General features: G+C 69.1%; 5 protein-coding genes. 2 read left to right on the plus strand and 3 right to left on the minus strand.

The features are described 5' to 3' along the window. Window positions 1–60: 60 nt before the first annotated feature. Window positions 61–5,355 carry a trifunctional serine/threonine-protein kinase/ATP-binding protein/sensor histidine kinase gene (locus tag MYSTI_RS19185; protein WP_015349441.1) on the minus strand — a complete coding sequence of 1,765 codons (5,295 nt, stop codon included), beginning with the start codon at window positions 5,353–5,355 and terminating at the stop codon, window positions 61–63. A 159-nt stretch (window positions 5,356–5,514) separates the two neighbouring features. Between MYSTI_RS19185 and crtI the strand changes: the two genes are divergently transcribed. Further along, window positions 5,515–7,029: a phytoene desaturase family protein gene (crtI, locus tag MYSTI_RS19190; protein WP_044283807.1), complete on the plus strand. Its 1,515-nt coding sequence runs from the start codon at window positions 5,515–5,517 to the stop codon at window positions 7,027–7,029. Window positions 7,030–7,036: 7 nt separating this feature from the next. On the opposite strand, the gene MYSTI_RS19195 is transcribed toward crtI, so the two are convergent. Further along, a complete protein-coding gene (locus tag MYSTI_RS19195; protein ID WP_015349443.1) occupies window positions 7,037–9,274 on the minus strand; it encodes a carotenoid oxygenase family protein in 2,238 nt (745 codons plus the stop codon). Window positions 9,275–9,448: 174 nt separating this feature from the next. On the opposite strand from MYSTI_RS19195, the gene MYSTI_RS19200 reads away from it, so the two are divergent. Continuing rightward, window positions 9,449–11,425: a protein kinase domain-containing protein gene (locus MYSTI_RS19200; protein WP_044280897.1), complete on the plus strand. Its 1,977-nt coding sequence runs from the start codon at window positions 9,449–9,451 to the stop codon at window positions 11,423–11,425. Here MYSTI_RS19200 and MYSTI_RS19205 read toward each other — a convergent pair. Then, window positions 11,422–12,942: an Hsp70 family protein gene (locus MYSTI_RS19205; protein WP_015349445.1), complete on the minus strand. Its 1,521-nt coding sequence runs from the start codon at window positions 12,940–12,942 to the stop codon at window positions 11,422–11,424. The two genes, MYSTI_RS19200 and MYSTI_RS19205, sit on opposite strands and share 4 nt — an antisense overlap. Window positions 12,943–13,156: the final 214 nt, after the last annotated feature.

The raw sequence follows: 13,156 nt of genomic DNA on the forward strand, positions 1-13,156 counted from the left end.
TGACTCACCAGGCCCCTCCTTCCCATGTGGAACGAGGGGCCTGCTCATGTCCGGCCCCCCTCAGGCGACGATGGCGCTCGAGGGTGGGGCGGGGATGGTGATGATGAACTCCGTGTACTCGCCGACGATGCTGTCCACGCGGATGTCGCCCTGGTGCTCCTGGACGATGTCGTGGCAGAGCGACAGTCCCAGGCCCGTGCCCGAGCCCGCGGGCTTGGTGGTGAAGAACGGGTCGAAGAGCCGCTCGCGAATCTCCACGGGGATGCCCGAGCCGTTGTCGCGCACGCGCAGCTCCACGCGGTCTCCCTGTCGCCGGGTGGTGACCTGGACTCGAGGCACGAAGCCCGTGGCCGCGGTGCGCTGCTTCTGCACGGTGGCGTAGAAGGCGTTGTCGAGGATGTTGATGATGAGGCGGCTGATGTCGCCCGCCACCAGCTCGACGTTGCCCACGGACGTGTCGAAGTCCGTCTCCGTCTCCACGGCGGAGGCTCCCTGGCGAGCCCGCAGGCCCTGCACGGCCAGGTTGACGCTGTCGCGAATCAGCACGTTCAGGTCCGCGCGACTGCGCGAGCCCTCCGAGCGGCGCGAGTGGCGCAGCATCGTCTTGATGATGCCGGACGCTCGGCGGCCATGGGATTGGATGCGCTGGGAGTTCTGCTTCAGGTCCTCCAGCGTCTCGAGCACATCCTCCACCGTCGTGGCGTCGAAGCGGTCCATCATGCCCCGCAGCGTGCCGTCCAGCTCGGTGGCCAGCTTCGCGGAGAGCTCCGAGAAGTTGTTCACGAAGTTGAGCGGGTTCTGCAGCTCATGCGCGATGCCGGCCGTGAGCGAGCCCAACGAGGCCAGCTTCTCCTGCGCCACGAGCTGTCGCTGCATCTCCTGGATGCGGGTGAGCGTCCCCGCGAGCTCCACGTTCTTCGCCTGGAGCTCGGCGGTGCGCTCGTCGACGCGGCGTTCCAGCGTGTGGCTGTATTCCTCCAGGCTGGCGTAGAGGCCCGCGTTCTCCAGGGAGATGGCGGCCTGGAAGGACAGGAGGCGCAGCACCTCCAGCCGCTCGGGCGTGAAGGCCCCGCGTGTCGCGTCGTTCTCCAGGTACAGCACGCCCGTGAGCGAGCCCTGCTTCAAGAGGGGGCTGCACAGCACGGACTTGGGGTGGGCGCTGCGGACATAGGGGTCCTCGGAGAAGGGCTCCTCCGCGGCGGCATCGTCCAGGATCACCGTCTCGCCGGTGCGCACGACGTAGTGGACGATGGAGGCGGGCAGCGCGGCGGAGGTCTCCACGGGCACGGCATGCTCCAACAGCACGCGAGCGCCGTCGACGGAGCCTTCCGCTTCGATGAAGAGTCCCTCGGACCGCTTGAGGATGAGGAAGCCCCGGCGCGCGCCCGCGTTCTCGATGAGAAGCGTCATGATCTTGCGCAGGAGCTTGTCCAGGACGATTTCGCCGGACAGCGCGCGCGCGGTCTTCAGCACGGAGGCCATGTCCAGCGCGGCCAGCGGTGTGCCCGCGGACTCCTCGGTGTGCACCAGTTCGGCGGGTGCCGAGGTCAACAAGCGCGGGTGCTCGCGCTCCAGTCGTGAGGCCACCGCACGCGCACCCCAGCGGACATACGCATCACGGGCTTCCTGGAGATAGGCCCGCGCGACCCGCTCACGCCCGGCGGTGAGGTGGAAGCGCGCGGCCTGCTCGCACGCGACACCTTCGTCGAGCGACAGGCCATGCTCGCGCGCCAGTCGGATGGCTCGGTCAAAGCCGTCCGCGGCCTCCGCGTTGCGTCCGTCCACCCGGGCTCGCTCCGCGTCCAGCAGCTCCGAGCGCGCCGCGTAGTTCATGGGCGCGATGCGTGCCCAGGCCCGCATCTGCTTGCGGAGCGCGTCGATGGAGCGCGACGAGCGGATGCGCTCCAGCGGCCCCCGCGTCGAGTGGAGCTGGAGCAGCGCCAAGCCCTGGAAGAACTTGTACCAGGGCAGGTAGATCTGCCCGGCGATGAGCTCCGCGTGGGCATCCACCGCGGCGGCGCTCTCGAGCGTGCCCCGCGCATCCCCCCACAGCCAGCGCCGCATGGTGCGCATGACGTCGCAGGAGGCGATGCCGTTCGCGTACCCGAGCTGATGATACGGCGCGAGGATGTCCCGCTCCCGGGCCTCGATGTCTCCCGTGAAGGCCCCCGTGAGCTGGTCGAGCGTGTGCCGGGTGAACTGGAGGAACGGCACGTTCTTGTGCTGGTGCGACGCGAGCAGGTCCAGGAAGTGGTCGACGCGTGGCCCATGCGCGGCCAGGCCATCCCGGCCGATGAGGGACGCCGCGCAGCCCGCGCTCGCGTTGTACGCGAAGTACTCGATGTCGCCCGACTCCTGTCCCTTGGTCGCACCCGTGAAGAAGTCGTCGATGCACGTCGACAGCGGCTCCTTCCAGTGGCGGATGAACAGGTTGAAGACGAAGTGCACCATGGCGCGCAGGCTCTCCGCGCCGAACCGGTCCAGGGTCTTCAGGGCGAGCCGGCCGTAGCGGTAGCCCTCCTCGGGGTTGCCCAGGTGGACGCTGAGCATCAACCCGAAGCCCACGTATCCGAAGGCCGAAGCCCCCGTCGCGCCATGGCGGATGGAGAGCTGGAGGGTGCGCAGGACGATGAGCGGGAAGAGCAGGGGCCGCGACATGAACGCGGCCGTGGACAGCTTCATCATCAGGCGCAGCGTCGCCAGCAGCAGCGGGTCCTTGAGCTCGGGCAGTGACTCCAGGTCCTCGGGCTTGCGCAGCCCCAGCAACACCTTGGTCTTCGCCACGGCGGCCAGGACGTGGGGCTGCTTGGGCTGCGCGGGGAGGTTCTGGCCCAGCTTCGCCAGCACCTCCAGGCCCAGGTCCACCGCGCGCGCATGCTCGCCTCGGTGGGAGTGGCACTGGAGTCGGACCAGGTGCACACGCACGTTCTCGAGCGGGTCCGCCGCGTGGGCGAGCGCCGCTCCGGCCAGCCGCTCCATCTGCTCGAAGTCGGCGGCGAGATAGGCGGCCTCGGCGGCCTCGACGTGCAGGTCGAACGCGAGCACGCGGCTCTTCGTCCAGCCTTCATCGCCCAGGAGCTGGCGGCCCGTCGACAGCAGCCTCAGCGCGGCGGTCCAGGCACCGCGTGACTTGGCTCCTCGTCCCGCGCGCAGGTCCAGGGCCGCCACGCGGTGGCGCTCCTCGGTGTCCTTCAACACGGGAAGCGCCAGGTGGAAGTGGTTGACGATGTCCGCCAGCTGCTCGTCCATCAGCTCCGGAGGCGTGTGGCTCAGGAGCAACCGGCCGATGCGCGCGTGGACCTCCGCGTGCTCGCTCGTGGGGGTGAGCTCGAGCGCGGCTTGCTGGACGCGGTCATGCGCGAACTGGAAGCTGTCCGCGCCCACGGGGGCGACCAGTCCCGCCTGGACGATTTCGTCGAGGGTCGCCTCCGCCTGCTGGAGCGACTGCTCCGTGACGACCGCGAGGTTGCGCGAGGTGAAGGTGTGGCCGAGCGCCGCGGCCATGGGCAGCAGGGCCTGCGCATCCGGACTCAGCTCCCGGATGCGGGACGTGAGCAGCGCGACCACGCCGTCGCTGAAGTCCTGGCCTCGAAGCGCGCTTCCGTCCCACCGGAACCCGCCGCCTTCCGCGTCGAAGCGCACGAGCCCTCGCTCGTAGAACGCGCGCAGGAGCTGCACCGCGAAGAAGGGATTGCCCTCCGTCAGCGAGAACACCACCGCGTCCAGCTGCGTGTCCCGCTGTCCGGCCGCCGCGGGGAAGACGTCGCTCACGAGCCGCGACAGGTGCTCCGGAGACAGGGGCTCCAGGTCCAGGCGCTGCACGGGCGTCCCGGCCTCACGCAGGGCCTGGAACAGTCCCTCCACGGGATGCTCGGGGCTCAGCTCCTCCGTGCGACAGGCGCCGACGACGAGCAGGTTGTTGAGGCCCTTGTCCGACAACAGCAGACGCAGCAACTGAAGGCTCGCGCTGTCCGCCCACTGGAGGTCGTCGAGCACGATGACGAGCGGGTGCTCCGGCGTGGCGAGCGCGCCCATCAGCTTGCGCAGCACGAGCTGGAAGCGAAGTTCCGACTCGGCGGGGTCCAGCTCGGGAACGGGCGGCTGTTCTCCGAGCACCAGCGCCATGCGCGGCACCGCATCCACCACCAGTCGGCCCATGCCTCCCAGGGACTCCAGGAGCCGCTGCCGCCAATCCTCCAGCCGCTCCTCGCCGAGCAGGCTGCGGGCGACCTCGCGGAACGCCTCGAAGATGCCGCTGTACGGCGCGTCGCGAAGGAGTTGGTCGTACTTGCCGCGCACGAAGAGGCCGTGCTTCTCGGAGACCGGGCGCTTGAGCGTGCCCGTGAGCGCGGACTTCCCCAGGCCCGCGCCGCCGGTGACGAGCACGAAGCCGGAGCGGCCCGAGGAGGCGCGCTCGAAGGCGAACCTCAGCGCGGCCTGCTGCGACTCCCGCCCATAGAGCTTCTCGGGGACGGCGAAGCGCTCGGGGACATCCTTCGTGCCCAGCTCGAAGTCGGGCACGGTGCCGCGTGCCTCCAGCGCCTCGAGGCACCGCTGGAGGTCCGCCACCAATCCATAGGCACTCTGGTAGCGGTCCTCCGGTGACTTGGCCAGGAGCTTGAGGATGAGGTTGGCGAGCGTACGCGGCAGCTCCGGCGCGAGCGCCTGAGGCGAAGGCGGAGGCAGGGCGACGTGCGCGTGGATGAGGCCCAGCGCGTCGGTGTCGGCGAAGGGCCTGCGGCCGGTGAACAGCTCGAACAACATGACGCCCAGCGAGTAGAAGTCGCTGCGCGAGTCGACGCTGCGGTGCGTGCGGCCGGTGCCTTCCGGCGACAGGTACTCGAGCGTCCCCTCGAGCCGGTCCGGGGCGACGGGCGCGACTTCCGTGCGGGCGCGGCGCGTGGCCAGCGTGAGCCCGGTCAGCTTCACGGAGGCGTCATCCACGCCCAGCAGCACCGAGGCCGGCTGGAGGTCGCGATGCAGGATGCCCGCGGCGTGGAGCTGGCCCACGGCTCGCGCGAGGGCGACGGCGAGTCGGCAGCCCGTGCGCGTGTCGACACGCTCCGACGCGAGCCGCTGGGCGAGGGTCTTCTCTCCAAACCCTTCGAGGACGAGGACGGACACGCCGGGGCGTGATTCCTCCAGGGCCAGCGGATGGAGGACACCTTCGAGGCGCAGGGCTTGGGTCAGCTCGAACTCATGTCGGAGCCGATTCGCCAGGGAGGGGGGCCGTGACGCGTCGGTGACCTTCAGGATGACCGACGCGCCGTCATCCACGCGGGTTGCCCGAAGCAGGTGAAAGGAACCCGAGGTGGAGAGGACTCTGTCGCTTCGGTAGCCAGGGACTTCAATCATTGCTCAACCTGTGGCGCGCAGGGGCGCGACACCCCCCTTGGGGGCGGCAGGCTAGCCGCGCCCCCCCGGGCTCGCAACAGGACCTGATGTCTTCATTGGACGCTGGGCTGCTCGTCACAGTGGAGTGTGAGGGCGGGGTATGACATGGACCCCGGAGTGATGAAGCCTTCAACCAGGGTGGTGGGTGACACACGGCGAGACGGCAGGCGTGTGCTCGTCATCGGCAGTGGTTTTGGTGGACTCGCCGCCGCCGTCCGGCTGGCCGCGCGCGGTTGGAAGGTCACCGTCCTGGAGCGCCGAGAAGGTCCCGGTGGCCGCGCCCATGCGTTCCGTCAGGACGGCTTCACCTTCGACGCGGGCCCCACCGTCATCACCTGTCCGAACCTGCTCGAGGAGCTGTGGACGCTGGCGGGACAACGCCTGTCGGACCACGTCACGCTGCGGCCGGTGACGCCGCTGTACCGCATGCGGTTCCCGGATGGCTCCACGTTCGACTACCACGCTGAGCGCGACGCGATGCTGCGGTCCGTCCGGAGCTTCGCGCCAAAGGATGTGGCCGGTTACGAGGCGCTCTCCGCGCGGGTCGAGCGGATGTACGAAGCGGGCATCGGTCCGTTGATGACGGCTCCGGTGCCGAATGTCTTGAGCCTCGCGGCGTACACGCCGGCCCTGTTGCGTGAGGAGGCCTTCCGGTCGATGTACGGCCTGGTCTCGAAGCACGTGAAGGATGAGCGGCTGCGGCAGGCGCTGAGCTTTCATCCGCTCCTCATCGGCGGCAGTCCGTTCCTCCCCGCGAGCGCGGTGTACACGTCCATCCACTACGTGGAGCGCCGCTGGGGGTCGCACTTCCCCGTGGGCGGCACGGGGGCGCTGGTGCGCGGGCTCGTGGCGCTGCTCGAGTCCCTGGGGGGCGAGGTCCGATACAACAGCGAGGTGTCGGAGATCACGCTGGAGGGACGCACCGCCACGGGGGTACGGCTGGGGTCGGGCGAGTCGCTGGCCGCGGAGGCGGTGGTCTCCAACGCGGATGCCGCGTGGACGTACCGCTACCTCCTGCCGAACCACGTTCGCGACCACTGGTCGGATGAGCGCGTTCAACAAGCGCGGTACTCGATGAGCGTGTTCCTCTGGTACTTCGGCACGCGCCGCCAGTACCCGAAGGTGGCGCACCACACGCTGCTGTTCGGCCGCGACTTCCGAGGCATGTTCGAAGGTCTGTCGGGCGAAGGTGCCGCCGCCGAGGACCCGTTGCTGTACCTGCATCGACCCACGGCGACCGACGCGGCCTTGGCGCCCGAAGGGCACGATGCCTTCTATGTCCTCGCGCCCGTGCCGCACCTGGCCGCGGGCTCGAACTGGAAGGCGAGGGCGGACGTGTTCCGCGCGGAGCTGGCGCGGCGGTTGTCGCGCACCGTGCTTCCCGGACTGCAGGCGGAGCTCGTGACGTCGCGGGTCTTCACGCCGGAGGACTTCCGGGACGAGCTCCGCTCCTTCCGAGGCGCGGCGTTCAGCTTCGCGCCCACGCTGTTGCAGTCCACGTTCCTCAGGGCCCAGGCGAAGAGCGAGGACGTGGAGCGGCTGTACCTCGTCGGGGCGGGGACCCACCCCGGCGCGGGACTGCCCGCGGTGCTGTGCTCGGCCAAGATCCTCGATGAGGTCATGGCCGAGCTGTGACGCGGGCTCACTCGTTCTTCGAGTGCTTCTCGGGCGGCCGGAGCGGGAAGTGGGGATACACGTCCCGCTCGAAGACCTTGCGCAGCTTCGGGAAGTTGAGCGCCCACCGCACGCCCATCCGCCACGGCGCGAAGAGGGCCTTCGGGATGCGGGGGAAGAAGCCCGGCAGCCAGTCCTCGTAGGCCTTCTGGATCTCGTCGACGTTGTAGTCCTCGCGCACGTTGACGGCGTACGGAGGCCCCTCGGGGATGTTGCCATCGAGGATGTCGCCCAGCCCCGGCGGCAGGAACGTGGTGTGCAGCGTCATGCCCACGTCGAAGTTCCTGCTGCCGAGCCGGCAGATGGGGCCCTTCGCGATGTTCTCCGAGTCGAAGATCCACACCTCGTCGCCCGTGGAGTTGAGCGGGAGGTCCGGCGTCGGGTCCGACACGACGAGCGCGACGACGTAGCCCTTCCAGTAGGGCACCTTCGGCAGCTTGATGCTCGGCACGAACTGCGGCGCGAAGCCGAACCAGCCCGTGGGGAGCACGTACCCCTCGAACCGGCCGGAGTGGACGAAGAACTTGAAGAAGCTCGCCGCGCGGCCCTCCTGGATGGGCAGGCCCGCCTTGTCGCCGACGATGGGCTTGTAGAGTTGGTACAGGTGCTCGGGGACCATGTCCGCCGTGAAGCCATCCGAGTTGAAGTAGATGGCGAGCTCGTCGTCGGGGATGCCCCACTTGACGCCCCCCACATCGTCCGAGGAGCTGTCCTGCGTCGGCGGACGCGGGACCTCGCGCAGGTACAGCCGCAGGTTCGTCTCGAGCTCACCGTTGATGAGGCCCGCGTTGGAGAACACGGTGAGGCCCCAGGTGAAGTCGTCGTGCGCGTGCAGCCGGGACTCGAGGCGCAGCCGGCGCATGTCGATGCGATGCACCCCCAGCGAGCTGCGAGTCATGGGCACCGCCGTGGGCATGCCCTGCTGATACGCCTGCGCCCGGTTGCCGTTGATGAGCAGGTCGCCTTCCTCGAGGGTGTGAGACAGATCCTCGGAGGGTGAGTGCCCCGCGACCAGGGTGATGATGTCGTCCGGGTTCTCGTAGCGCGCGGCGAAGTGCAGGCCGCCGCCTCCCGCCTGGAAGCGGTACGCGGGGATGCGCGGTGGGTCATCGCGAGACAACGTGCCGGGAGAAGGACGCAGGTCCGAGCGCTTCACCACCCAGAACACCGCCTGGGGATACGACGGCTCGGAGGTGACCCGGTCCACGAAGCGCTGCACCCGCGTCATCCCGGGCAGTGCCGCCTGCGCCGCGATGCTCCAGAAGTTGACCGGGAAGTTGCTGTCCAGCAGCACCACGTAGTCGCGCGTGACGGCGATCTGGTGGAGCGACTGGGTCACCACGGGCTTGCCCGAGGCCGCGTCCATGAGCGCCCAGTGGTGGAGGCGGTTCTCCCAGGTGTCCCACGTCACCAGCTGCGTCCAGCCGTCACCCAGCGGCCACTTGGGCGCGTGGTTGGTGAAGAACAGGCGCGGCTTCTGCTGCGACTCCTTCTCCGGGGAGATGGGGACCGCGGGCTCGGGGGCGAAGGCGGGGTGCGCGGTGCTCTGCAGCAGCGGGAACGCCCAAGGCGCGGGCACCGCGGCCTTCCACTCGCGCTTGTAGCCCAGCGGCGTGTACGCCTTCAGGGTGAGCGGGTGGATGGCCCACGGACGGCCCGCGTCCGTGGTGACGAGCAGCATGTTCTCGCCCTCGACGAGGAACGGCGCCGTGTTGGGGGCCTCCTGCGCGCCGTACGCAATCGAGACGTCCGAGAGCGTGGTGTCTCGAAACTCCTGGAGGTAGCGCGTGAGGGGGCCGCGCTTCGTCTCACCCGCGTTGATGGGCTCGCGCGCGTAGTACGACGGCGTCTTCATGATGGCCGAGCTGAAGGTCGCGTGCGCGCCGTCGAAGTCGAGCCGCAGCACCAGTCCATCCGAGGCCAGGGCTGGCGAGCCCGCGTGCACGCTGGGCCCCGCGACGTAGACGTGGCCGTGGAGGTCCGGCGGCAGGGTGCCGGCGAGCACCTTGAGGGGCTCGCGCGTGTACGGCGTCCGGTCGGACGTCATCGCGTTGTGCGGCATGCCCGGCCTCGGTCCCGGGGGGACCTGGAGGCCGGGGTACGTGGTCCCGTCCGGCTCGTGGGCGGGCGCGGGCGCGGGAGGTGGCTCATCGCGCGGGACGGGGAAGGGCAGCGGAGACACGGGTGGCTTGGGCGCTTCGTTCATGACGCCTCTGTGGGTAGTGCGGCGAAGGGCAGGGCGGGGGGAGGCGGGCACAGTACCATGCGTGCCGCGAGTGGCTCGCGAGCGCGGCCCGTCCGCCTGGGTAGGGAGCGCTCCGGCGGAGTATCGGGTGTGGACCCCTTGTGCCATCATCCCGCCGCTCAGGGCGAACCAACAATGAACGAACAAGACCTGTCTCAGCCGCGTGTCATCGGCGGGCGATACGTCCTGGAGCGAATGCTCGCGGGCGGTGGAATGGGCACCGTTTGGGTGGCGATGGACCCCAAGCTCCAGCGTCGCGTGGCGCTCAAGCTGATGGCGAGTCATTGCGCGCCCACGACGCATTCCTTGCGCCAGTTCGAGTGGGAGGCGCAGGCCATCGCCCGCTTCCAGAGTCCCCACGTCATCCAGGTCCACGACTGCGACCTGGCGGGCGAGACGCCCTACATCGTCATGGAGCTGCTGGAGGGCGAGGACCTGGAGTCGCTGCTGAACCGGCGCGGCAGGCTGTCGCTCGCCATGGTGGAGCGGCTGCTGGCCCAGGCGTCCCACGCCCTCACCGCCGCGCACGCCGCGGGCGTCATCCACCGGGACCTCAAGCCCGCCAACCTGTTCCTGTCCCGCAGCGCGGCGGGCGAAGTGGTGAAGGTGCTCGACTTCGGGCTCGCGCTGCTGACCCAAGGCGGCGCCGCGCAGCCGCACCCGGACGAGGAGATGGCGGGCACGCCCCGGTACATGAGCCCCGAGCAGCTGCGGAGCCTGTCGCCTCGGCTGGACCACCGGTGCGACCTGTGGGCCCTGGCCGTGGTGGCCTACCGAGCGCTCACCGGGCAGCACCCGTTTCCGCTGGAGTCGCTGCGGCAGATGCGCCTGGGCAACAAGCCGCCTCCGGCGGTGCCTCCCTCCACGCTGGTGCCCGAGCTGGGCGCGGAGGTGGATGCCTTCTTCGCGCGAGCCCTGGACCTGGAGCCGTCCGCGCGCTTCCAGTCCGCGCACGAGCTGTCCTCCGCCTTCTCCTCGCGCGTGGAGGCGGGGCGTCCCTTCCGTCCAGCCAAGGTGCTGGTGGTCGACGACGAGCCCGACGTCGCGGTGATGATGGAGCAGAGCTTCCGCAAGCAGATCCGCCGCTCCGTCTACCAGTTCCTCTTCGCGGCGGATGGAGAGGAGGCGCTCGAGGAGCTGCGCCAGCACCCGGACACGGCCGTCGTCCTGTGCGACATCAACATGCCCAGGATGGACGGACTCACGTTCCTGTCACGCGTGGGGGAGGTGAGCGCGCTCGTCCGCGTGGTCATCGTCTCGGCGTACGGCGACATGAGCAACCTGCGCACGGCGATGAACCGAGGGGCCTTCGACTTCATCACCAAGCCCATCGACTTCCCGGACCTGGAGGCCACGCTCATCAAGACGCTCAAGCACGTGCGCGAGCTGCGGCGCACGGTGCGCTACACCGAGGAGAACGGCCTGTTGCGCATGTTCGTCCCCGGCGGCGTGCTGGAGCGCATCCCTCCCATGTTGCAAGGCACGGAGGCCATGGCCGGCGAGTGGGTGGAGGGCACCGTCGTCTTCATCGACGTGGATGGCTTCACGCCCGTGCTGCGCCAGGAGGCCCCGCCCGAGTCGCTGCGTCGCCTCAACGCCAACTTCGAGGCCATTGTCCCGGAGGTGCTCGCGCGCGGCGGGACCGTGGACAAGTTCGTGGGCGACGCGGTGATGGCCCTGTTCCGCGGCCCCGAGCACGTGGACCGCGCGCTGGAGGCCTGCCTCGCCATCCGTCGGCAGCTCGAGATTCTCGCGTTGAAGGGCGGAGAGACGGCGCCCTATGCCCATGGCGTCTGCATGGGGCTGGACTCCGGAGACCTGGTGGCGGGGAGCATCGGCGCGAAGGCGTCGGGCCGGCTCGACTACACGGTGCTGGGGGACGCGGTGAACACGGCGGCGCGGCTCGCGTCGCTGGCGGGCCGAGGCCAGGTGCTCCTCAGCGACAGGACGCGGACGCGAGCGCGGGAGCCCTACGTCTACGCGCCCCTGGGTGAGCAGCAGCTGCCAGGGACGGCGCTGTCGCTCACCGTCTTCGAGCTGCTGCGAGGCGAGGGGGCTCGGGCCGTGGCGCCCGAGGACACCACGCCCCTGGTGGGACCCGCGAGCGTCTAGCTCTGCGTCACGCGCACGGTGGTGTTCATCTCCCGGCCGGTGGCCGGGTCCCGGGCTCGCATGGAGAGGATGCCTTCGACATTCACGTCGAAGGTGATCTCCACCTGCACACCGCCCGCGCGCGCCTGCTGGATGCCTGAGAAGGTGAACTCACCCAGCATATCATTGCGCGCCACCATCTCGTGGTCGCCCTGGAAGATGCGCATGGCCAGCTCGGTCTGGTTGTCCATGCTCGTCGTCGCCAGGAGCTGCTTGGCGTTGGGGATGGGCGCGTTGCGCGGGAAGACGACGTGGAAGGCGCCGCCCGCCTTCTCCAGGCCGATGGCCATGGGAATCACATCCAACAGCTGGATGCGCAGGTTGGTGTCGTCCTGGAGGGAGTGCGCGTAGAGCGCCGCGCCGATGGCGACGGCCTCGTCCGGGTGCACGCCCTTGCTCGGGGGCTTGCCGAAGAACTTCGTCAGCCGGTCCTGGACGATGGGCATGCGCGTCTGCCCGCCCACCAGCATCACCTCGTCCACGTCCTTGGTGGACAGCCCGGAATCCACCAGCACCCGGGCGACCATCTGCAGCGTGCGGTCCACGAGGTGGTTGGTGAGCTGCTCCAGCATCTTCCGGGTGAACTTCATCTCGATGTTCAGGGGCTGGCCCTGGGACGTCATCGTGATGAAGGGGATGTTGAAGGGCACCTCGTCGCGCGCGGAGAGGTCGATCTTCGTGCGCTCGGCCAGGTCCTTGATGCGCTGCATCGCCACCGGGTCCGTGGCCAGGTCGATGCCCGTCTTGGCCGCGAAGTCCTTGAGGACGTGGTGGATGATGGCGTTGTCGAAGTCGATGCCACCCAGGAACACGTCGCCGCCGGTGGACTTCACCTCGAAGACGCGATCTCGAATCTCGATGATGGAGACGTCGAAGGTGCCGCCGCCCAGGTCGTAGATGACGACCTTCTCCTTCAGGCCCTTGCCCACGCCGTAGGCGAGCGCGGCCGCGGTGGGCTCGTTGATGATGCGGACGACCTCGAGGTCGATGAGCTTGCCCGCGTCCTTCACCGACTGGCGCTGCCGGTCATTGAAGTAGGCGGGGACCGTCACCACGGCGCGCTTGATGGGCGTCTTCAGGTAGTTGGAGGCGACCTCGCGAATCTTCCCGAGGATCTTCGCGCTCACTTCCTGGAGGGTGAACTCCTTCTTGCCCACGTCCAGGGTGACTTCGTTCTTCTTGCCGGGGCGCATGTTGTACGCCACGACCTTCTTCATCGTGTCCACGACGTCGCTGCCGAACGTCCGTCCCACCAGGCGCTTGGAGCCGTAGACGGTGTTGCGCGGGTTGAGCTGCCACTGGCGCTTGGCCTCGTAGCCGATGAGCTCGTTCCCCTTGTCGTCGATCGCGAAGATGGAGGGGATGGTGTACTCACCGCCCTTGTAGGGGATGAGCTTGACGTTCCCGTTGTCTTCGACAATCGCCGCGCACGAGTTCGTCGTGCCGAGGTCGATGCCGATGATGGGCTCCTTGTGCATCGTGTGTGGACTCCGGGTGGGCACCGAAGAGAAGGCCTGGACCGTATCTCACCCCGGCCCCCCACGCGAGTATGCTTACACCCACGCCTCGCGACCTCGGGCCGGGCCCGGACAAACCTTGGAACCCCGCACGATGCCGGGCGAAAAGTGCAACCCGGCTACTTTCTTCCCTGGAAGGCGGCCGGCGGCCCGAGCGCGTGGGCTGGCGGACATG

Source organism: Myxococcus stipitatus DSM 14675 (assembly GCF_000331735.1).
Lineage (GTDB): Bacteria > Myxococcota > Myxococcia > Myxococcales > Myxococcaceae > Myxococcus > Myxococcus stipitatus.

What these genes read in the sequence shown, in the direction of transcription:
- MYSTI_RS19185 (WP_015349441.1), bottom strand. Translation starts at nt 5,355, where the DNA reads ATGATTGAAGTCCCTGGCTACCGAAGCGACAGAGTCCTCTCCACCTCG.
- crtI (WP_044283807.1), top strand. Translation starts at nt 5,515, where the DNA reads ATGAAGCCTTCAACCAGGGTGGTGGGTGACACACGGCGAGACGGCAGG.
- MYSTI_RS19195 (WP_015349443.1), bottom strand. Translation starts at nt 9,274, where the DNA reads ATGAACGAAGCGCCCAAGCCACCCGTGTCTCCGCTGCCCTTCCCCGTC.
- MYSTI_RS19200 (WP_044280897.1), top strand. Translation starts at nt 9,449, where the DNA reads ATGAACGAACAAGACCTGTCTCAGCCGCGTGTCATCGGCGGGCGATAC.
- MYSTI_RS19205 (WP_015349445.1), bottom strand. Translation starts at nt 12,942, where the DNA reads ATGCACAAGGAGCCCATCATCGGCATCGACCTCGGCACGACGAACTCG.